Consider the following 18,473-nt stretch of genomic DNA (forward strand, 5'->3'; position numbering starts at 1 on the left):
GTGAGTTACATATACAGTAGTCACTTTGAGTCGTTCTTGCAGTTCACGTAGCCAGACTCTGGCACGCTCGCGCAGCTTGGCATCCAGATTGGATAAGGGTTCATCGAGTAGCAATAGACCTGGGGTATATACAAGTGCTCGGGCTAAGGCTACGCGTTGTTGTTGGCCGCCAGACAGTTCAAAAGGATAGCGACTCGCAAACTTATCCATTTCCACCAGGCTTAAGGCCTCTTGAATGCGTTTGTCGCGTTCGGCTTTTCCTATGCGTCGCAGCTTCAGCGGGAAAGCCAGATTTTCGGCAACCGACATATGAGGCCACAGAGCGTAACTTTGAAAAACCAGACCAATATTGCGATGTTCAGGTTCTACTGATAGGTTTTTTGACCGTTAAATAGCTCCGTGTCTCCGACGCGGATGAGTCCGGAGGTAGCATCGTTTAGTCCGGCGATAGCGAACAGAGTAGTAGACTTACCGCAGCCTGAAGGACCCAGCAATGTCAAAAATTCGCCTGAAGGTATAGACAACGAAATGTTTTCTACGGCGGTGACATCGCCATATGCGATGGTGAGATTTTCTAGAACGAGATCAGCCATAGATTTTTACTCCCAACAGACGGCGAGAAAGAAATACAAAAGCAGCGGTAATTAAAATCTGTACGGCGGCGAGTGCCGAAACAGGGCCGTTATCTCCTTGGGTGTATAAACTCAGCATTGTTGTTCCTATAATTTCTGATCCTGACTGGTATAAGAAGACGGCCGTTACATACTCTTTGAAGAAATGGATAAAAAGTAGAGCAAAGGTCGAGAACAAGGCAGGTTTAAGCAGTGGTAATACAATGCGCTGCATAGTGGTCCACCACCCAGCCCCTGAGATGCGGGCTGCGCGATCTAGCTCTTCGCCGATTTGGGCCAAGGCAGGCGCGATTGCACCGAAACCTATAGGGATGTAGCGGATGACAAAAGCGGCAATTAGTACCCAAATTGTGCCTCGGATAATATCCAGGCCGGGTACCCAGACCACCGCGTAAAAGAAGCCTAGGCCAGCGATAATCCCTGGAAGCGAGCGGGGTAGCAAGGCAACGTATTCCAGTGTGCGGCGAAAGCGAAAGGCAGAGCGCCTTGCGACGAAAGCAATTAACACCACGACAATGGTGCCAATAATGCCGCCTAAGAGTGAAATAACCACCGAGTTCCAAATTGAGCGTACATAGCTGGCCTGACTAAATATTAGTTTGAAGTTATCTAACGTCAGTAACTCCCAAAAGGGTACTAGAGGGGTAAGGAATGTAACGCTGGCACGCATCAATATCCCGCTAAATACGGTGATAATCGTAAAAAACACATAGGCAAATACGACAAGGAACAAGGGCCAGCGCCATGAGCCTAGCGCTACTATTGATGGGCGGGTAGCTTTGCCCCGAACAGTAACAAAGCGGTCAGTGTTACGCATAAGCCGCCCTTGCAGCCACACTAGGAAGCCGACCATTAATAACAGCACAAGTGCTGCAGCACCCACAATCCCGTAATCGGACTCTACCGCTGCATTAATGCCCTGATCGTATAAGAACGTGGTGATGGTATCTAACCCCACGGGGCCGCCGAACACCAAGGGTATAGCAAGCATCTCTACCCCAATTACGAAATTCAACACGGCAGAGTAAATGAGGGCTGGGCGCATCATGGGAACAGTGACACTCCATAATGCACGCATAGGGCTGGCGCCGACTGAGCGTGCAGCGGCCTCAAGCTGGGCGTCAGCTTTAGTTACAGCACCGATGCACATCAAATAGGTAAGAGGAGCCTGACTTAGACCAGCAACCAGACCCATACCAGTGAGAGTGTATAGATTCCAAAGCTCCAGGCCGGTCCATGAGCGTAACGCCAGTGTGATATAGCCTGAAGGGCCATACATGGTGAACCAGCCAAAGGCAATGACTAGATTACTGACGAATAAGGGCCAGATGATAAGCTCGGCCATCCACTTGCGGCCGGGCAAGTTCGTGCGTCCGATAATAATTGCCAGCATGGCACCAAAAAATTGCGCAATGCCCATTGTTAACACCGCGAAATAAATAGTATTTAATGCGATGACACCCATTCCGGCTTCAGTGAACAGTCGCCATAGGTTGTTGAGTGTAAATGCAGCGTTGCTAAGGTATAAAGGTTTATCAAGAAAAGCCTGAGCGACAATCGGGGCGAGTGGGCCCATAACCATTACGAACGTAAGAATGGTCACGGTCCAAAAAGTAGATTGGAACGATTAGGCCCGGAAGACTTTAGGCGTGGAGAGACCTGCATTTCTGTTTCTGACAGTTTTGCCATGGTGTGGGATCATTCTTTAAGGCAGCCAGCGTATTGCTGGCTGCGAGTTCCAGATAGGGCGTATTTATTTGCCCGACATGGCTGCGGTCCACTTCTTTGCGAAGTCGCCAGCCTGGTCAATCAAGGCTTTTTCAAAACCGACAACAATGATGTTGTCGTTTCCAACGATATCTGCGATGCCTTGATAGGTATAGCGAACTTCTTTTTCATCTACATCATCTCGATATGGAGTTAAACCTCCTTTTCCTACAAGCGTCTGACCTTCGTTACTAAGCAGAAAGTCGATGAGTAGTTTGGCGGAGTTAGGGTTAGCAGAGTCTTTGGCAATGCCCAGTCCTCGTAGCATTACCGGGGTGCCGTCATCAGGAAAAGCAAAGCCTAAAACTTTTCCGCCAGCCTGATCTAAACGGGGAAAATGGTAATGCCGGACACGGCGATTCCAACCATATACTCACCCGCAGCAATTTTCTCATTCATGGGTCCGCCAGAGGTTTCGCCGCGAATCATAGGACCAATCGCGCGTAGATCCTCCCAACCTTCTTCACCTTTAACTTGGAGCGTTTGCCACCATGCAGCTAAACCGAAAGAGTTGCGAGCGGCGTCGTAGGTGGTGATTCGCCCTTTATATTTATCGGGCTCGGCCTGGGCTAGTTCAACAAGAGATCCCAAGCCTGTCGGTCGTTTATCTTCTGGTAGTAAGACAGCGTTATAGGTAATTACTAATGGGTCAGTGGACATGACATTGACCCCGGGGTAGGGGGCGGCAAATTCCGGTAAATATTCATGTTCCGGACTCTGGTAATCCAGCATCGTGCCTTCCAGTCCATACTTGGCCCAGCGATCGTTAGCTCCGGAAACCAATATATCGGCGGTGCGTGATCCGCTACCTGCTTCCGCTTCCCAGCGGGAGTGCACTGTACCGGAACCCAAATCTAAGGTTTCGATTTTTATCCAGGGATAATGTTTGTTGAAACCATTGATTACTGGCCTCCAGTTGTTGTCAGCCATATTGGAATAAATGACCAGGCCATTCTCTCCTTTAGAGGCTTGAATCAACTCCTGATAGTTGGCCGGGTAGTATTCGGGTACTGTTACCGTATCGGCTACAGCAGTTGGAATAGTAGCGGCTAGTAGCAAGCTTAAACTGGCCAATGAGGTGCGTATAAACATGAATGTCTCCGTTTTAATTTTAATGATGAAGCGTTAAAAGCTTTAATTTTTTGCTTGCTTCTGCGGCGGCAGTGACTGTTGCTTTTATCACCTGCTCCAGGTTCTGAGTGAGTCGGTCCCTGGGGCCAGAAATATTGATGGCTGCTACCGAATGGCCTTTGCCATCTAAGATGGGTGCTGCAACGCCTGCAGCGCCTTCTACCCGGCCTTGAAGGTTGACGACATAGCCGTCTTTGCGTGCGGCTTCAATCTTTTTCCGGATGCTAAGAATGTCCTCTCCGCTTTCTGGAGGAATCAGATCCAGATAACGTTCGAGATCGCTCTCACTTTTTCCTGCCAGCAGCATTAAGCCGCTTGCTACGTAGTGTGGGATGCGTTGCACTTCGATATTGCGGTCGTAACGAATTTCACGCTCCGGCAAGATTTTATTCAAGTAATGTAAACGCAGTTCAGGAGTCAGTACTGCGATAAAACCAGTTTCATTAATTTCGCTAACTACACCACTTAACACCCCTTCACAGTTGCGTAAGATCGTACCCCAGGCCAAATTATTTAGACTTGGCTCGCCAGGCAGGCGTATGAGCGTGTAGCGTCCGTCGGACTCACGGCTGACATAGTTGTCTTCGACGAGCGCACGTATCAAGAGAAGTGCTGTACTTTTAGGCCAAGTGAATTGGTTAACAATATCAATTAATGCAACTGAATGTGGCTGTAGCGCCAACCATTCGATCAGTAAAAGTATTCGTTTATATCCCCGTGCTGCAGTAGAGGGTGTTTTAGGCATGGCAGAGAGTTCAATATGTTGCATGGGTTTATTGTGTTGAATATGTTTTTGAGTTTAGGTTTGCCTGTTATAGGTGTCAATCTAGGGCTAATACCTAACTGCTTTCAGCACTTAAGCCATTATGGAGAGGGATAGAACCTACAGTTTGTTAGGGAAATAACGATCGCAACTGTCATATAATTCGCTTTATGCTCACCCTTCGAGAATGCATTCGGTATAAAGGTATGGCAGTCTGGAAAATTATTTTTTGCCTGACTGTGATTTCGTTTTTGTTCCGCTCAGTCATTCCGGCGGGCTACATGCCAGATGGCTCCGGTGGGCGCCATGGCAAGCTTGCTATTACCCTTTGCTCGATAGAAGGGGGAAGCCGCCTACTGCCACTCGATTTGTCGCCTCAGTCCGGCGGTCCGCTTTCTTCTGATAAGCACACCAGCGCTGCAGACTGCTCATTTGGTCTGGGGCTCTCGCAGGCCGTGGTTCCTTTTCATAATGAGCTTGTGCTGCCTGGGACGCTATCCCGGCATTCCTTGCAGCTGCTAGTGCGTAACTACGCGCTGCCGCCCTTGCCGGCCCAGGGCCCACCGCTTGGATCTCGGGCCCCGCCTTCAAGCCTCGATTGATTTGTTCTTGGTGGCCGTTGCTTCAATGGCCATGCTTTGATGAGTTTCACTCCGAGGTTTGACCATGACTATATTTCGTAGCAGCGCTCGCTTTACTATTGCATTGGCGTCCATTTTTATCGCTCCCCAGGTTTTTTCACACGTTAGCCTTGAAACCAGGGAAGCGCCGGTAGAGAGCCGCTATCAAGCGGTTTTCCGGGTTCCGCACGGCTGCCAGGGTTCGCCCACGGTAAAGATCCGGGTCCGTATTCCTGAAGGTGTGGTGGGAGTAAAGCCCCAGCCCAAGGCCGGGTGGACTTTAGAAACCGTCAAAGGCGATTACGCTCAGCCTTACACTTTATATGGTGCGCAAGTCAGTGCCGGTGTTAAAGAGGTGTCCTGGACGGGCGGTCCTTTACTTGATGAACACTATGACGAGTTTGTTTTCGTCGCTTATCTGAGCAGCAGCTTGGAGGCCAACAGCACACTGCACTTTCCGGTCGTGCAAGAGTGCCAAGATGGCGTCGAGCGATGGATAGATTTGCCCTCCACCGAACAGCAAGCGACAGGCGGCGATCACTCCGATTCTCCCGCTCCTGGACTTGAACTGCTGCCTAAACAGTAATTAGCCTGGCACGTCGACGTATTCATCAGGATGCGTCGATGAAAGGAGACATGATAATGCAGGCATTCCACCGTCCTGTGAAGTCCACATCCGCCTGCTTGCTGAGCACATTGATAACGCTGTTTTTGGTAGTGGTGATGGCTGCCTGGAACTCAGTCGCGTTTGCACATGCTTCGCTGGTATCCAGTACGCCTGCGATGGGCGCTACTTTGTCCAGTGCGCCCACGCAGGCACAACTTGTGTTCAATGAGCCGGTGTCGCCGTTAGTGCTAAAGCTGGTTGAACCTGATGGAACCGCGATAAATCTAAGCCAGATAAGAACATTGCCCAAAGGCTTGGCGCTGTCTTTGCCGCCATTGATTCAGCAAGGCTCATACGCGCTGAGCTGGAGGGTGGTCTCGGCAGACGGCCATCCGGTAAGTGGAGCATTAAGCTTTTCGGTCGGATCCGGCGACACAGGTGCAAATGCAGCTACGGCGGACACAGTCTCTGCAGGGAGGAACTTTCTGATCTGGCTTTCACGCTTGAGCGCGTACGCAGGCTTGGTTTTTGGAATAGCTTTGGCTGTTTTTCATTCTTTAGGTTTAGTGCGCGGCGGCAGACGCCGGGCAGGTCTGTGCGCGTTGGCATTCGGGGGTGTTGCTACAGTGTTGAACGTAGGCCTGTTAGGTGTGGATGCGTTGGACTTGCCGCTTAAAGGTCTGCTGGCTAAAGAAGCCTGGAGTATTGCCAGCGCTACTTCGTTTGGTGTTTCCGCCATTTTCGCGCTAGCGGCTCTTGCCTGCGCAGGGATAGCCTGGAGTAGCACGCCGGTTTGGGCCAAAAGGCTGTGGGCTGGGCTGGCTGTGTTTTTGTTGGGAGCCTCTTTGGCAGCCAGTGGTCATGCGAGCGTGGCGCCTCCGGAATGGTTGGCCCGGCCGGCTGTATGGCTACACGCTATTGCAATAGTATTGTGGATCGGATCGTTGTGGCCGCTGGCTTATGAGCTGAATGATTCGGAAAGCGTGACGTTGCTTAGAGGCTTTAGCAGGCTGATCCCCTTTGGCCTGGTGCTGCTCTTTGCAAGTGGAGGCGTGCTGATTTACCTGCAGTTTGACTCGCCAGCGTCTCTTTGGCTAAGCGCTTACGGACAAATATTGCTGCTTAAGCTTATATTGTTAAGCATACTTTTGGCTTTAGGGGCCTACAATCGTTATCGGCTCACGGATGCTGTACTGCGTTCCCATACTGGTGCGCGACGAGCCATGAAGCACATTATTTATGTAGAGCTTATGCTGGCTTTGGCGATTTTTGCGGTGGTATCGCTTTGGCGGTTTACGCCACCACCGCGGGCACTGAGTGTCATTCCGCCAGCCGTTCCTGTCATTTCGGCCTATATTCAAGCCCCGGCTGCCATAGCCAGGCTGAACCTGACCCTCGCAGCTCACGGACAACCCACCGCATTGACCTTGTCCTTGTCAGAGACAGGTCTAAACCCCTTGAAAGCTCAAGAGGTGGATGTGTCATTTTCAAATACAGCAGCCGGTATCGCGGCTATTGTATTGCCCGCGAGACGCCTGAGCGAGGGCGAATGGGAGGTCAGGGATATTCAGTTGCCACAGCAGGATAGCTGGCAGATTCGCATTGACGCGTTGATCTCGGATTTTGAGCGAGTCCGCCTTGAGACCACGCTGAAATTGACTGAATAATTTTACAGTTACTATTGCTGCCCAGATCATGGGTTATTTGTCGTGCTTTCCCAGCGGCCACGCCACGATGTGTGGCCTTAACATATTTAACGCTTGCTGTCTTAATGATTCGGGCGGTGCCATCAAAGAGCCTTAAGCCTTAAGCCTTTTGCTGGTTGCTTGAACGCCGGTTACAAGGACGGGGCTTGATAGAGTTGGCGCTGCAGTCTGCCGATACTGGAAGAGCGGAAAGCCATGGAGAATAAGAACGGAATTCTTCTCACTTGAATTCTTGGCATCATCCACTTACCCCAAGATTCATTTCGATGCCGGGCCGCTTCCGATATCCATTACATTGATTGTGTATAGACCGCTTGCTACGGTTTTGATAAGGAGACGATTATGCCACTACATAGCACGCGAAACTCAGACAAACCTGCTAATCCGCCTGCACAGCGGCCCGCAGAGAAACCACCTCCCAAACCGGAGATTGATTCAGACGTACATCCGCAGCGTCGCCCCGGCGACCCCCATTGCCAAACGAGTCAGACAACATTCCGGGCGATGAAAACGACCCAACTCTGGTTTAGACCGGTGACCTTTACAAAAACCTGCGACGCGCACCGTCAGCAGGTTTTTTTGTCTGTTCGCCCGGTGTTTCTGCAGGGGGTCATGAATTTGTCATCTACGGTTAATGCCAAGGTCATACAAGCTACCTAAGATGCTGCCTATTGCGACAATGCGTCGTCCAGCTAATTGGGAGAGCACGAATGAACTCAGTAATCCGTGTCGAGGGTTTAAATAAAAGCTTTTCCGGGAAACAAGTCTTGTTTGACCTGGGACTAACCGTAAAAGCCGGAGAAATGGTTGCCCTTATTGGGGCATCAGGGTCGGGAAAATCCACCTTGCTGCGTCATCTGGCGGGTTTGGCCTGCAGTGACAAGAGTAATTCCAGCTCTATTCAGATTCTGGGCCAGTCTGTTCAGCAGGCGGGCAGCCTTAATAATCAGGTACGTCGTCTGCGTGCTGACATTGGCTATATCTTCCAGCAATTTAATCTTGTTGGGCGCCTCAGTGTGCTCACTAATGTTTTGTTGGGCCATCTGGGCCGTATGCCGCGCTGGCGTGGTTCGCTGGGCTTATTCAGTGCAGAAGAGATAGAACGGGCCATGGCCGCTCTTGAACGGGTCGGGCTGGTCGAATATGCGCATCGGCGTGCCTCTACCTTGTCGGGCGGGCAGCAGCAACGAGTCGCCATAGCGCGAGCGCTCAGTCAGCAGGCTGAAGTGATATTGGCTGATGAGCCCATTGCTTCGCTGGATCCTGAGTCGGCACGCAAGGTTATGGATATCCTGGCCGACATCAATCAAAGCGACGGAAAGACGGTGGTGGTCACCTTGCACCAAGTGGACTACGCCGTGCGTTACTGCAAGCGGGTGGTTGCCCTGAAGGGTGGTCATATTCATTTTGATGGCTCAGTGCAGGCTCTGAACAGCCCTTTCTTAAGCGAGCTTTACAGCGGCGATCTTGATATGTCGCTTGTTCTTTCTGATAAAGAATCGCATCAGAATGCTACACGCCTGGCGTGCCCGATCGCTGCCTGAGCATCGGCAAGTTAGGTCCTCTTTTTAAAACCAACTTGTCTAGACAAGTTGAAACTAAATTACCGGAGTATGGATATGTTCATCAGCATACGTAAAACCCTGTTGGCTTCTGTGGTAGTCAGTTCGGCAGTGTTCGGAGCAGCGACAGCTTCGGAATTGGAAGAGCTCAATTTCGGCATCATCTCTACCGAGTCCTCACAGAATCTCAAGGCGCAGTGGGATCCATTCCTGGCCGAAATGGCCAGGCAAACAGGCATGAAAATCAACTCATTCTTTGCCCCGGACTACGCTGGAATCATCCAAGGCATGCGATTTAACAAGGTCGATGTGGCCTGGTATGGCAACAAGTCGGCGATGGAGGCGGTAGACCGTGCGGGTGGCGAGGTTTTTGCTCAAACCGTGGCGGCTGACGGAAACCCGGGGTACTGGAGTTTGCTGATAGCGCATAAAGACAGCCCGATCAACTCCGTCGAAGAGATGCTGGAGAACGCCAAGGACTTGACCTTCAGCAATGGTGATCCAAACTCTACCTCCGGCTATCTGGTGCCAGGCTACTACGTTTTTGCCAAGAACGATGTTCAGCCAAATCAGATCTTCAAACGTACCCTGAATGCCAGCCACGAGGTCAACGCGCTTAGCGTTGCCAATAAGCAGGCAGACATTGCAACGTTCAATACCGAAGGTATGGAGCGCTTGGAAGAGACGAATCCAGACAAGGCAGCACAACTTAAGGTTATCTGGAAGTCGCCTCTTATCCCCGCCGATCCTATTGTGTGGCGCAAAAACCTGCCAGAGGACGCTAAAAAGAAAATCAATGATTTTTTCACCACTTACGGCTCCGACGAAAAGGAACTGGCCGTTCTGGCCGGGCTGCAGTGGGGCAAATTCCGCGCCTCCAGCGACGATCAGCTCTTGCCTATACGTCAGCTTGAGCTGTTTAAGGAACGTAGCCAGGTTGCGGTAGACAGCACCATGAGTGAGGCAGAAAAACAGGCGCGCCTTCAGGAAATCGATGCCAGCCTCGAAAAATTGACGGTTCGCATGGATACGCTCGAAAAGAAGGTAGTTAGTACGCAATAAGCCGCGATTGCCCTTGCCTGGCAATTTTCGGGCAAGGGCCCAACTCATTCGGGAATTCTATACATGACAACGTTAGTAACTCATCCAGAGTCAAAGATGAAAGCCAGGCGCTCATGGTCTCAGTGGCTGGGATGGTGTGCGGTGGCAGTAATTCTGGCCTGGTCATGGGATGGTGCCGAGATGAATCCCGCCATGCTGTGGCGCGACGCAGATAATATGCGCGTGTTTCTGGCCGATTTCTTCCCGCCGGATTTCCGCTATTGGCGAATGTACCTGAGCGAGATTCTGGTGACCTTGCAGATTGCCGTCTGGGGAACCGTGCTGGCCATCGTCTGTTCGATTCCGCTGGGTGTTTTATGTTCAGAGAATATTGCTCCATGGTGGATATGCCAGCCGGTACGGCGCGTTATGGATGCGTTTCGCTCGATCAATGAAATGGTGTTTGCCATGTTGTTTGTCGTGGCGGTTGGGCTAGGGCCCTTTGCCGGCGTCATGGCGCTGTTTATTGGCACGACCGGGGTGCTGGCAAAACTGTTTGCCGAAGCTGTGGAGGCCATCGAGGTTGGACCCGTTGAAGGGGTGCGTGCGTCCGGCTCCAGTGCCCTGCAAGAAGTCATTTACGGAGTGATACCGCAGGTATTGCCCTTATGGATCTCCTATTCGCTATATCGGTTTGAGTCCAACGTGCGCTCTGCCACAGTGGTGGGAATGGTCGGAGCAGGGGGTATTGGAGTGATGCTCTGGGAAGCCATCCGCGGCTTTCAGCTCGCGCAGACTTGCGCCATTTTGATCATGATCATCGTGGTGGTCAGTGCAATAGACATCCTTTCGCAACGTTTGCGCAAACACTTTATTTAATACAAAGAGGGCGGAATCGCCTTTTATTTATATATGAACTTGTCTAGACAGCTCGAGCCGCGCTACATGGAAATTGCCCATATTTTGCGTAGCGAATTGAATGGTTTTTCGGTTGGTGACTATCTGCCGTCGGAAGCCCGCCTGGCCGAACGATTCGGAGTTAACCGCCACACATTGCGCCGTGCTGTTGACGAACTGGTGCGGGAAGGGCGAGTGCTGCGCCATAAGGGCCGCGGAACGTGCGTATTGGCGCAGCACATTGTCTATCCGGTGGATGCCAGCAGTGCCTATAGCAAGACGCTTACGAGCATGGGCTTTCGTTCCGAGGCTGTGTTGTTGGGCAGGCAACATCGTCTCGCTACCCCCGACGAGACGAGGGGGCTGGCGCTTGCCGATGACAGTCGTGTCATCGAAATCAAGACACTGCGCTTGCTTGATGATCAACCCATCAGCCTGATCACGCATTGCTTTTCAGATCGTTATGAGCAGGTCCTGCATGGCTACGAAGGCGGCTCACTTCGCCTGCATATGGAGAAAAACGAAATTCGCCTCAAGCGTGTCTCGACACTTATCGGGGCGCGAGTGCCCACGCCAGTTGAGGCGATTCAACTGCTTATGCCACGTCACGCACCTGTTTTGACGATACGTACTATATCCGCGGATCCCGCTGGCACGGCCGTGGAGCTTTCGCGTTCGGTCACTCGCGCAGACCGCTTTACTTATCACATTACTTCCGGAGAGCAACATGAACAATGATTCCGAGATCAGCGACGGCGGGATAACACCACGCCAACACTGGATGCGTGTGCTGGCGCGCGCGCAATCTCAACTGCTGGCCCATGATGCGCAGCTGCGTCAATCAGGACATCGCTTCATTCGACCATCTGAAATCGGCATGGCCATGGTGCGTGGCCGCATAGGTGCCAGCGGTGCACCTTTCAATCTTGGCGAAATGACGGTGACGCGCTGCGTCGTTCAGTTGAACGACGGCTGTACCGGACACAGCTATGTAGCAGGCCGAAGCAAAGCCCATGCAGAGCTTGCAGCATTGGCTGATGCGCATTTGCAAGGAAAGGAGCATGAACATTGGATGTCGGTGTTGATCACGCCGCTGGAGCAAGAGCAACAGGCAGCTGCCTTGATGCGCGCTGCTCGTTCAGGTGCGACCAAGGTGGATTTTGTGACGATGGTAAGGGGGATGACTGATGTCCGAAGCAACGCTTCTACCGGCATTTGACGATGCCGTGCGGTCTAGCCAGCGAGTCTTTCGTACGGCTTTGAAAGCCATCGCTGAGCCTGGCACGATGCATACCCTGGACGATAGTCTTAGCTTGAAAGGTATAGATCAGCTGGCTCCGGCGGGCTATGCACTGTGTCTTAGTCTGCTGGACAACGAGACCCCGGTATGGCTGGCACCCGGTCTTGATACCGCTGCCTTGCGCGCCAATCTGGCTTTTCATTGTGGCTGTCCATTCGTGACCCACCGCGAGCAGGCCGCCTTTGCTTTGCTGACTGTCAATGAGCTTGGCGATTTGTCCTGCTTTACTGCCGGCACTGACCGCGATCCGGACCAATCTTGCACCTTGCTGGTTCAACTGGACAGCCTGGAACAGGGCCACGCGACTTTCTGGCAAGGTCCGGGGATATTGAAGGAGCGAAACATGCACCTTCCGCTGACTGATGGCTTCTGGTCGCAACGTCATGCGCATCGTTTCCCTCAGGGACTGGATGTTTTTTACTACCGGAAATCGCCTGACAGCGCTTCCACGCAGCACACGTGTCCTGCACGCCGTGCCAAAAGAGGTGAACTAAATGTATGTTGCCGTGAAAGGTGGCGAAAAAGCCATCGATAATGCCCATGCGTTGCTTGCTAGTAAAAGACGAGGCGATACCTCGGTACCCGAGCTGAGTGTGGAGCAGATACGCCAGCAAATGTCCTTGGCTGTCGCCCGTGTAATGGGGGAAGGCTCCTTATTCGACGAAGAACTGGCGGCGCTGGCCATCAAGCAGTCAGCGGGTGATCTTGTTGAGGCCGTCTTCCTGCTGCGTGCCTATCGCACAACGCTGCCGCGCTTTGCGGCCAGTGTGCCCCTGCAGACCGAAAAAATGCAGATAGAGCGGCGCATATCTGCGACTTTCAAAGATTTACCGGGTGGCCAGCTATTGGGGCCCACCTTCGACTACACACATCGGTTGCTAGATTTTGCCTTGCTTGCCGAAGCTTCAGAAATTCCAGAACCGGCTATTCATAGCGAAGCCCAATCCCAGACGTGTCCGCGTGTCGTTGATATGCTGGCGCGTGAAGGTTTGTTAAGCCAGGAAGCCGACACCGGAGAGCCCGTGCCGGATATTACCCGCGAACCTCTGGACTTCCCTTCCAATCGTGCCCAGCGCCTGCAGGTTCTTGCTCGGGGCGACGAAGGCTTTCTACTGGCTCTGGGGTATTCCACCCAACGGGGCTACGGTCGGAATCACCCCTTTGCCGGCGAAATTCGCATAGGCGAGATAGAGGTGTGGGTAGAACCTGAAGAGCTTGATTTTGCGGTGCCGCTGGGCGATATCGAGGTTACGGAATGCGAGATGATCAACCAGTTTGCAGGCAGCAAAGAGACACCTCCCCAGTTTACGCGTGGCTATGGGCTGGCTTTTGGCAACGCGGAACGTAAGGCCATGGGCATGGCCCTGGTCGATCGGGCTCTTCGTGCCTCCGAGTACCAGGAAGACATTCAATCACCGGCCCAGCAAGAAGAGTTTGTGCTGATGCATTGCGATAACGTCGAGGCCGCCGGCTTTGTGTCGCATCTGAAATTGCCGCACTACGTCGATTTTCAGTCGGAGCTGGACCTTATCCGCAAACTGCGCCGCGACCACGCCGAGAAGGCGCAGGCTACACACGAGGACACACACTCATGATATCCACGACACCAGATGCCGACATACAGCCTGGCTATAACTTTGCCTATCTGGATGAACAAACCAAGCGTAGTTTGCGCAGGGGACTGCTCAAGGCAGTCGCCATACCTGGATATCAGGTTCCCTTTGGTGGCCGCGAAATGCCCTTACCGTATGGGTGGGGGACGGGGGGCATGCAGATAACGGCAGCGATCCTGGGCTATGACGATGTACTGAAAGTGATAGACCAAGGCGCCGATGACACCACCAATGCCATTTCCATACGCCGTTTTTTTACCCGTACTGCGGGCATTCAAACCACCGAGCGGACTGACAGCGCCACGGTGATTCAAACGCGTCACCGGATACCGGAAACCTCGCTGTGCGAGGGGCAGGTTCTGGTGTATCAGGTGCCTATTCCGGAGCCACTGCGTTTTATTGAACCTTCTGATTCCGAGACCAAAGCCATGCATGCCCTGAATGACTATGGCGTCATGCACGTCAAACTGTACGAGGATATTGCCACGTATGGCCATATTGCCACGGCGTATGCCTATCCGGTGATGGTCGATGACCGTTATGTCATGGATCCATCTCCTATTCCTAAATTTGATAATCCCAAGCTGAACATGAGCCCTGCACTGATGTTGTTCGGCGCAGGCCGGGAGAAGCGTCTTTATGCTGTCCCGCCTTACACGGAAGTGGAAAGCCTGGATTTCGAAGACCATCCATTTGAAATCCCAACCTGGGAACAGAACTGCGCGTTCTGCGGCAGTGCCGATTCATATCTGGACGAACTTATCGTGGACGACGAAGGTACCCGTGAATTTATTTGTTCCGATACGGATTACTGCTCCCAGCGCTGCGCCTCACAGGAGTTAAAACGATGAGCCCATTGTTATCATCGCGAGGCTTGACGATGCTTTACGGCCCCGAGAAGGGTTGCCAGGACGTCTCCTTCGATCTTTATCCTGGTGAAGTGCTGGGTATCGTGGGGGAGTCCGGCTCAGGGAAGTCCACGCTGCTCAGCGTTTTGGCGGGTCGTATGCCTCCGGATTCCGGCTCGGTGCTCTACCGTGGCAAAGAAGATAATGCCATCGATCTTTACCAGGCCAGCGAAGCCCAGCGGCGTACATTGCTGCGTACCGAATGGGGTTTCGTTGAGCAGAATCCGCGGGATGGTCTGCGCATGGGTGTGTCGGCCGGCGCGAATATCGGCGAACGGCTTATGGCTCAGGGCATGCGTCATTATGGGCAACTGCGCCAGGCTGGGCTGGAGTGGCTTGAACAAGTGGAAATTGATCCGCAGCGTATTGATGATTTGCCTCGCACCTTTTCGGGCGGCATGCAGCAGCGATTGCAAATAGCGCGCAATCTGGTGTCACAGCCACGGCTTATATTCATGGACGAGCCCACGGGCGGGCTGGATGTGTCGGTACAGGCTAACTTGCTTGATCTGTTACGTGGTCTGGTTCGCGAACTGCAGCTTGCTGTGGTCATTGTGACGCACGACTTAGCGGTCGCCCGATTGCTGGCTGACCGGCTCTTGGTCATGCGCAACTCCCGGGTCGTGGAATGCGGACTGACAGATCAAATCCTTGATGATCCACAGCATGCCTATAGCCAATTGCTGGTTTCCTCCGTCCTACAGCCTTGAGGTGACACGATGAATTCAATTATGGAAGTCCGGGATCTAGCCAAAACCTTCACCATGCATCAGCAGCAAGGGGCGGTACTTAATGTACTGCGGGATTTAAGCTTTGACATTGTGCCTGGCGAGTGTCTGGTATTGCATGGATGCTCGGGAGCAGGGAAATCTACCTTATTGCGTACGCTCTATGGCAATTATCTGCCGGCCTCGGGCAGTATACGAATCCGTCACGATGGCCAGATCATTGAGATGGCAGGGGCGGAGCCGCGGCAAGTTCTGGATATACGTCGGCGCACCATGGGTTACGTAAGTCAGTTTTTGCGGGTGATTCCGCGCGTCAGTTGCCTGAACGTGGTCATGGAGCCGGCATTGCAGCGTGGTGTGGCTCGTGAGTACGCACACGAGCGCGCCCAAGAACTATTGCAGCGCCTGGGGATTCCGGAACGCTTGTGGCTTTTGGCGCCTGGTACGTTTTCAGGTGGTGAGCAACAGCGGGTAAACATTGCACGCAGTTTTATGGTCTCTTGGCCGCTGCTGTTGCTTGATGAACCTACAGCCTCGCTGGATGATGCGAATAGTGCGGTGGTGCTGGAGCTGGTTGCAGAAGCAAAAGCAGAAGGGACAGCCTTGCTGGCAATCTCTCATGATCAAACAACTCGAGATGCGATGGCTGATCGCTATCTGGATATGACACCTAAGGAGCTGGCAAATGCCTGCTGAACAAATATTCACGAATGCCCGGGTTGTGACCGGTACAGAGGTTTTTTCGGGCACTGTGGCGGTGCGCGATGGATACATACACGATGTAAGTCAGGGCAAGAGTCAGCTTGCACAGGCTCAGGATCTGGACGGCGATTATCTGTTGCCGGGGCTGGTCGAGCTGCATACTGATAATCTGGAAAAGTATATGAATCCCAGACCGGGGGTGGACTGGCCGTCTGAGTCTGCGGTACTGGCACACGATGCGCAAGTCGTCTCGGCGGGGATCACGACAGTGTTCGACGCCTTGTCCATCGGTGACGTCAACCCTAAAGGCGAGCGGCTGCGGCAGTTGCCTGTGATGCTGGAAGCCATAACGCAAGCGGAGTCGCAGGGGCACACACGAGCAGAGCACCGTCTGCACCTGCGCTGCGAGTTAAGTCATGAAAAGACCTTGGATTTGTTCAGGGAGCTTGTTGAAAGTCCGCTGGTGCAGCTAGTTTCGGTCATGGATCATTCACCAGGACAGCGGCAGTTTGTGCGCATCGAAAAGTACCGTGAATACTTCCAGGGCAAGTATCACTTAAGTGATGCTGAAATGAATGAGTTCATCGTTAAGCAGTTAGAAAACGCAGAGCTGTATAGCGATAACTACCGCCGCTCTATCGTCGATGAATGTCATCAGCGTTCGTTGTCGGTGGCAAGCCATGACGATGCCACAATCGAACATGCGCAAGAGTCTGCAGATTACGGTATGAGCATTGCCGAGTTCCCCACGACGATCGAAGCAGGCACCTTAAGCCACGAGCTTGGATTGAAAGTGCTGATGGGGGCTCCCAATATTGTTCGCGGGGGTCCCATTCTGGCAATGTTGCCGCAGCCGATCTTGCCAGCCTGGGCGTGCTTGATATTTTATCCAGCGATTATTATCCGGCCAGCCTTTTGCAGGCAGCCCGCATATTGGTAGACCAGGACGAGGGCTACGACCTGCCCAAGGCCGTGGCTACCGTCAGCCTGGCCCCGGCTCAGGCCGCCGGGCTGCATGACCGTGGAGAGATTCGCGAAGGGTTGCGCGCTGATCTCGTGCGTGTGCGATCCTATAAAAAGCAATTTGTGGTTAATCAGGTTTGGCGTACCGGGCAGCGAGTCTTTTAATGGCCGGCCGTCTAATTTATCTGATGGGGCCTTCCGGGGGCGGCAAAGACACAATCTTGCAAGGCGTCGCTACCCTGTTAGGAAAAACAGCCCACCTTGCGCCGCGTATAGTGACACGTCCGGTGCCCGATTCAGAGGCGAATGCCGTCTCTGTCTCGGCTGCCGAATTCGGGCAGATGGAGTCTTCAGGCGCGTTGGCGATGGCCTGGCTTGCCAATGGTCATGCCTACGGTATCAGCGTCAACATCGACGATATACTGAACAGCGGGCGGGATGTGCTGGTGAACGGATCCAGACAATATCTGCCGCAAGCATGCAAGCTATATCCGCTGTTGGTACCGGTATTGCTTGATGTGCCAGTGCAATTGCTGCAGGAGCGCCTGCAGCAAAGGGGGCGTGAGAGCCTGCAGCAGATCCAGCAGCGGCTTGAGCGCAATGCGCGCTTTACCACCATGGATGAGCTAAGCATGCAAGGTACTATTATCCGTATCGACAATTCGGGCACGATTGAAAATGCGGTACATGCGCTGCACGCAAGCCTGATCGGGCACACTGGTACCCAATACCGACACGGGCTTTCATCATGCGTTTGACCTTGCTGGGCACAGGCAACGCAGCACAGGTTCCAGTGTACAACTGTGATTGCCTCGCCTGTATTCGGGCGCAAACAGACCTTCGCTATCAGCGTGGTCCATGTTCTGCATTACTTGAGTTTGATGATTCCCGCTGGCTGATTGATTCCGGTCTTACCGACCTTAGCCAGCGGTTTTCGCCCGGAAGCCTAAAGGGCATCCTGCAAACGCATTACCACGCTGACCACGCACAAGGTTTGCTGCACCTGCGGTGGGGGCAAGGGATTCGTATCCCTGTGCTCGGTCCACCTGATCCGGACGGGTTCGCAGATTTATACAAGCACCCCGGTATTCTGGATTTCTCAAGAACACTTAAGGTTTTTGAGATCATTAATCTTGACGGACTGCAGCTGACCCCTGTGCCGCTAATTCATTCGAAGCTGACTTATGGCTATGTGTTCGCTAAAGAAGGAAAACGCTTTGCCTATCTGACGGATACGGTAGGCCTGCCAACGGACACCGAGGATTACCTGAAGGCCGAAACTATAGACGTACTGGTACTGGACTGTTCGTTTCCCCCAAATGAGAAAATCTCTCGCAACCATAATGACTTCACCATGGCCATGAAGGTAGTGGAGACTTTGAACCCACGTCTGGCCGTTCTGACACACATAGGCCACGAGCTGGATGTCTGGTTGATGACCGAAGGTGTAAAGCTGCCTGCAGATGTGGTTATTGGCAGGGAAGGGATGTGCTTTTCCAGTTGATTTTTTGTAGAGCGTTGTAAACAGGCTAT

Annotated in this window: 23 protein-coding genes and 1 pseudogene; 18 read left to right on the top strand and 6 right to left on the bottom strand. The window is 52.8% G+C overall.

Annotated features, from left to right (window positions below):
• Positions 1 to 105 precede the first annotated feature (105 nt).
• The 6 genes and pseudogenes from L1889_RS18350 to L1889_RS04430 form a co-directional block, all read right to left on the bottom strand.
• A pseudogene (locus tag L1889_RS18350) lies at positions 106 to 354 on the bottom strand (ATP-binding cassette domain-containing protein); the annotation flags it as partial.
• Positions 355 to 365: 11 nt separating this feature from the next.
• Positions 366 to 593 carry an ATP-binding cassette domain-containing protein gene (locus L1889_RS04410; RefSeq protein ID WP_238664062.1) on the bottom strand — a complete coding sequence of 76 codons (228 nt, stop codon included), beginning with the start codon at positions 591 to 593 and terminating at the stop codon, positions 366 to 368.
• Entirely contained in the window at positions 586 to 2,208 is a 1,623-nt protein-coding gene (locus L1889_RS04415) for an ABC transporter permease (RefSeq protein WP_238664064.1), read from the bottom strand. Before L1889_RS04415 ends, L1889_RS04410 begins: the two co-directional genes overlap by 8 nt.
• A gap of 177 nt (positions 2,209 to 2,385) precedes the next feature.
• Positions 2,386 to 2,667 carry a type 2 periplasmic-binding domain-containing protein gene (locus tag L1889_RS04420; protein WP_238664066.1) on the bottom strand — a complete coding sequence of 94 codons (282 nt, stop codon included), beginning with the start codon at positions 2,665 to 2,667 and terminating at the stop codon, positions 2,386 to 2,388.
• Positions 2,668 to 2,723: 56 nt separating this feature from the next.
• Positions 2,724 to 3,491 carry an ABC transporter substrate-binding protein gene (locus tag L1889_RS04425; protein WP_238664068.1) on the bottom strand — a complete coding sequence of 256 codons (768 nt, stop codon included), beginning with the start codon at positions 3,489 to 3,491 and terminating at the stop codon, positions 2,724 to 2,726.
• A gap of 19 nt (positions 3,492 to 3,510) precedes the next feature.
• Positions 3,511 to 4,299, bottom strand: a complete 789-nt coding sequence (locus L1889_RS04430) for an IclR family transcriptional regulator (RefSeq protein WP_238664069.1) — start codon at positions 4,297 to 4,299, stop codon at positions 3,511 to 3,513.
• 200 nt (positions 4,300 to 4,499) lie between these two features.
• On the opposite strand from L1889_RS04430, the gene L1889_RS04435 reads away from it, so the two are divergent.
• The 18 genes from L1889_RS04435 (at position 4,500) to phnP (ending at position 18,444) form a co-directional block, all read left to right on the top strand.
• Positions 4,500 to 4,895 (top strand): hypothetical protein, encoded by a 396-nt coding sequence (locus L1889_RS04435; RefSeq protein ID WP_238664071.1) that lies wholly within the window; start codon positions 4,500 to 4,502, stop codon positions 4,893 to 4,895.
• A 64-nt stretch (positions 4,896 to 4,959) separates the two neighbouring features.
• The gene (locus tag L1889_RS04440; protein WP_238664072.1) at positions 4,960 to 5,499 is read left to right on the top strand and encodes a YcnI family copper-binding membrane protein; all 540 of its coding nucleotides are present in this window, start codon (positions 4,960 to 4,962) and stop codon (positions 5,497 to 5,499) included.
• Positions 5,500 to 5,555: 56 nt separating this feature from the next.
• A complete protein-coding gene (locus tag L1889_RS04445) occupies positions 5,556 to 7,187 on the top strand; it encodes a copper resistance CopC/CopD family protein (RefSeq protein WP_238664073.1) in 1,632 nt (543 codons plus the stop codon).
• 381 nt (positions 7,188 to 7,568) lie between these two features.
• A complete protein-coding gene (locus L1889_RS04450; RefSeq protein ID WP_238664074.1) occupies positions 7,569 to 7,886 on the top strand; it encodes a hypothetical protein in 318 nt (105 codons plus the stop codon).
• 50 nt (positions 7,887 to 7,936) lie between these two features.
• Positions 7,937 to 8,770 carry a phosphonate ABC transporter ATP-binding protein gene (gene phnC, locus L1889_RS04455; RefSeq protein ID WP_238664076.1) on the top strand — a complete coding sequence of 278 codons (834 nt, stop codon included), beginning with the start codon at positions 7,937 to 7,939 and terminating at the stop codon, positions 8,768 to 8,770.
• Between the two features lie 75 nt (positions 8,771 to 8,845).
• On the top strand, positions 8,846 to 9,850 hold the full coding sequence (gene phnD, locus L1889_RS04460) for a phosphonate ABC transporter substrate-binding protein (protein WP_238664078.1): 1,005 nt from the start codon (positions 8,846 to 8,848) through the stop codon (positions 9,848 to 9,850).
• Positions 9,851 to 9,946: 96 nt separating this feature from the next.
• Positions 9,947 to 10,708, top strand: a complete 762-nt coding sequence (phnE, locus tag L1889_RS04465) for a phosphonate ABC transporter, permease protein PhnE (protein WP_372871709.1) — start codon at positions 9,947 to 9,949, stop codon at positions 10,706 to 10,708.
• 33 nt (positions 10,709 to 10,741) lie between these two features.
• Positions 10,742 to 11,464, top strand: a complete 723-nt coding sequence (locus tag L1889_RS04470) for a GntR family transcriptional regulator (protein ID WP_238664080.1) — start codon at positions 10,742 to 10,744, stop codon at positions 11,462 to 11,464.
• Entirely contained in the window at positions 11,454 to 11,945 is a 492-nt protein-coding gene (phnG, locus tag L1889_RS04475) for a phosphonate C-P lyase system protein PhnG (RefSeq protein ID WP_238664081.1), read from the top strand. The genes L1889_RS04470 and phnG overlap by 11 nt, the downstream gene beginning before the upstream one ends.
• Positions 11,914 to 12,561 carry a phosphonate C-P lyase system protein PhnH gene (gene phnH, locus L1889_RS04480; protein WP_238664082.1) on the top strand — a complete coding sequence of 216 codons (648 nt, stop codon included), beginning with the start codon at positions 11,914 to 11,916 and terminating at the stop codon, positions 12,559 to 12,561. Before phnG ends, phnH begins: the two co-directional genes overlap by 32 nt.
• On the top strand, positions 12,521 to 13,621 hold the full coding sequence (locus L1889_RS04485; protein WP_238664083.1) for a carbon-phosphorus lyase complex subunit: 1,101 nt from the start codon (positions 12,521 to 12,523) through the stop codon (positions 13,619 to 13,621). Before phnH ends, L1889_RS04485 begins: the two co-directional genes overlap by 41 nt.
• Entirely contained in the window at positions 13,618 to 14,490 is an 873-nt protein-coding gene (locus tag L1889_RS04490) for an alpha-D-ribose 1-methylphosphonate 5-phosphate C-P-lyase PhnJ (protein WP_238664084.1), read from the top strand. Before L1889_RS04485 ends, L1889_RS04490 begins: the two co-directional genes overlap by 4 nt.
• A complete protein-coding gene (gene phnK, locus L1889_RS04495) occupies positions 14,487 to 15,257 on the top strand; it encodes a phosphonate C-P lyase system protein PhnK (RefSeq protein WP_238664085.1) in 771 nt (256 codons plus the stop codon). Before L1889_RS04490 ends, phnK begins: the two co-directional genes overlap by 4 nt.
• A gap of 9 nt (positions 15,258 to 15,266) precedes the next feature.
• Positions 15,267 to 15,971 (top strand): phosphonate C-P lyase system protein PhnL, encoded by a 705-nt coding sequence (gene phnL / locus L1889_RS04500; RefSeq protein ID WP_238664086.1) that lies wholly within the window; start codon positions 15,267 to 15,269, stop codon positions 15,969 to 15,971.
• Complete coding sequence (locus L1889_RS04505) at positions 15,961 to 16,917, top strand: alpha-D-ribose 1-methylphosphonate 5-triphosphate diphosphatase (protein ID WP_238664088.1); 957 nt, start codon at positions 15,961 to 15,963, stop codon at positions 16,915 to 16,917. The genes phnL and L1889_RS04505 overlap by 11 nt, the downstream gene beginning before the upstream one ends.
• Positions 16,851 to 17,105: an amidohydrolase family protein gene (locus L1889_RS04510; protein WP_238664089.1), complete on the top strand. Its 255-nt coding sequence runs from the start codon at positions 16,851 to 16,853 to the stop codon at positions 17,103 to 17,105. Before L1889_RS04505 ends, L1889_RS04510 begins: the two co-directional genes overlap by 67 nt.
• Positions 17,105 to 17,698, top strand: a complete 594-nt coding sequence (gene phnN / locus L1889_RS04515) for a phosphonate metabolism protein/1,5-bisphosphokinase (PRPP-forming) PhnN (RefSeq protein ID WP_238664091.1) — start codon at positions 17,105 to 17,107, stop codon at positions 17,696 to 17,698. The genes L1889_RS04510 and phnN overlap by 1 nt, the downstream gene beginning before the upstream one ends.
• Positions 17,689 to 18,444, top strand: a complete 756-nt coding sequence (phnP, locus tag L1889_RS04520) for a phosphonate metabolism protein PhnP (RefSeq protein WP_238664093.1) — start codon at positions 17,689 to 17,691, stop codon at positions 18,442 to 18,444. The genes phnN and phnP overlap by 10 nt, the downstream gene beginning before the upstream one ends.
• The last annotated feature ends 29 nt before the right edge of the window (positions 18,445 to 18,473 follow it).

This window comes from Paenalcaligenes niemegkensis (genome assembly GCF_022230885.1).
Classification (GTDB): Bacteria; Pseudomonadota; Gammaproteobacteria; order Burkholderiales; family Burkholderiaceae_B; genus Paenalcaligenes; species Paenalcaligenes niemegkensis.

What these genes read in the sequence shown, in the direction of transcription:
- L1889_RS04410 (WP_238664062.1), bottom strand. Translation starts at nt 593, where the DNA reads ATGGCTGATCTCGTTCTAGAAAATCTCACCATCGCATATGGCGATGTC.
- L1889_RS04415 (WP_238664064.1), bottom strand. Translation starts at nt 2,208, where the DNA reads ATGGGCCCACTCGCCCCGATTGTCGCTCAGGCTTTTCTTGATAAACCT.
- L1889_RS04420 (WP_238664066.1), bottom strand. Translation starts at nt 2,667, where the DNA reads ATGCTACGAGGACTGGGCATTGCCAAAGACTCTGCTAACCCTAACTCC.
- L1889_RS04425 (WP_238664068.1), bottom strand. Translation starts at nt 3,491, where the DNA reads ATGTTTATACGCACCTCATTGGCCAGTTTAAGCTTGCTACTAGCCGCT.
- L1889_RS04430 (WP_238664069.1), bottom strand. Translation starts at nt 4,299, where the DNA reads ATGCAACATATTGAACTCTCTGCCATGCCTAAAACACCCTCTACTGCA.
- L1889_RS04435 (WP_238664071.1), top strand. Translation starts at nt 4,500, where the DNA reads ATGGCAGTCTGGAAAATTATTTTTTGCCTGACTGTGATTTCGTTTTTG.
- L1889_RS04440 (WP_238664072.1), top strand. Translation starts at nt 4,960, where the DNA reads ATGACTATATTTCGTAGCAGCGCTCGCTTTACTATTGCATTGGCGTCC.
- L1889_RS04445 (WP_238664073.1), top strand. Translation starts at nt 5,556, where the DNA reads ATGCAGGCATTCCACCGTCCTGTGAAGTCCACATCCGCCTGCTTGCTG.
- L1889_RS04450 (WP_238664074.1), top strand. Translation starts at nt 7,569, where the DNA reads ATGCCACTACATAGCACGCGAAACTCAGACAAACCTGCTAATCCGCCT.
- phnC (WP_238664076.1), top strand. Translation starts at nt 7,937, where the DNA reads ATGAACTCAGTAATCCGTGTCGAGGGTTTAAATAAAAGCTTTTCCGGG.
- phnD (WP_238664078.1), top strand. Translation starts at nt 8,846, where the DNA reads ATGTTCATCAGCATACGTAAAACCCTGTTGGCTTCTGTGGTAGTCAGT.
- phnE (WP_372871709.1), top strand. Translation starts at nt 9,947, where the DNA reads ATGAAAGCCAGGCGCTCATGGTCTCAGTGGCTGGGATGGTGTGCGGTG.
- L1889_RS04470 (WP_238664080.1), top strand. Translation starts at nt 10,742, where the DNA reads ATGAACTTGTCTAGACAGCTCGAGCCGCGCTACATGGAAATTGCCCAT.
- phnG (WP_238664081.1), top strand. Translation starts at nt 11,454, where the DNA reads ATGAACAATGATTCCGAGATCAGCGACGGCGGGATAACACCACGCCAA.
- phnH (WP_238664082.1), top strand. Translation starts at nt 11,914, where the DNA reads ATGTCCGAAGCAACGCTTCTACCGGCATTTGACGATGCCGTGCGGTCT.
- L1889_RS04485 (WP_238664083.1), top strand. Translation starts at nt 12,521, where the DNA reads ATGTATGTTGCCGTGAAAGGTGGCGAAAAAGCCATCGATAATGCCCAT.
- L1889_RS04490 (WP_238664084.1), top strand. Translation starts at nt 13,618, where the DNA reads ATGATATCCACGACACCAGATGCCGACATACAGCCTGGCTATAACTTT.
- phnK (WP_238664085.1), top strand. Translation starts at nt 14,487, where the DNA reads ATGAGCCCATTGTTATCATCGCGAGGCTTGACGATGCTTTACGGCCCC.
- phnL (WP_238664086.1), top strand. Translation starts at nt 15,267, where the DNA reads ATGAATTCAATTATGGAAGTCCGGGATCTAGCCAAAACCTTCACCATG.
- L1889_RS04505 (WP_238664088.1), top strand. Translation starts at nt 15,961, where the DNA reads ATGCCTGCTGAACAAATATTCACGAATGCCCGGGTTGTGACCGGTACA.
- phnN (WP_238664091.1), top strand. Translation starts at nt 17,105, where the DNA reads ATGGCCGGCCGTCTAATTTATCTGATGGGGCCTTCCGGGGGCGGCAAA.
- phnP (WP_238664093.1), top strand. Translation starts at nt 17,689, where the DNA reads ATGCGTTTGACCTTGCTGGGCACAGGCAACGCAGCACAGGTTCCAGTG.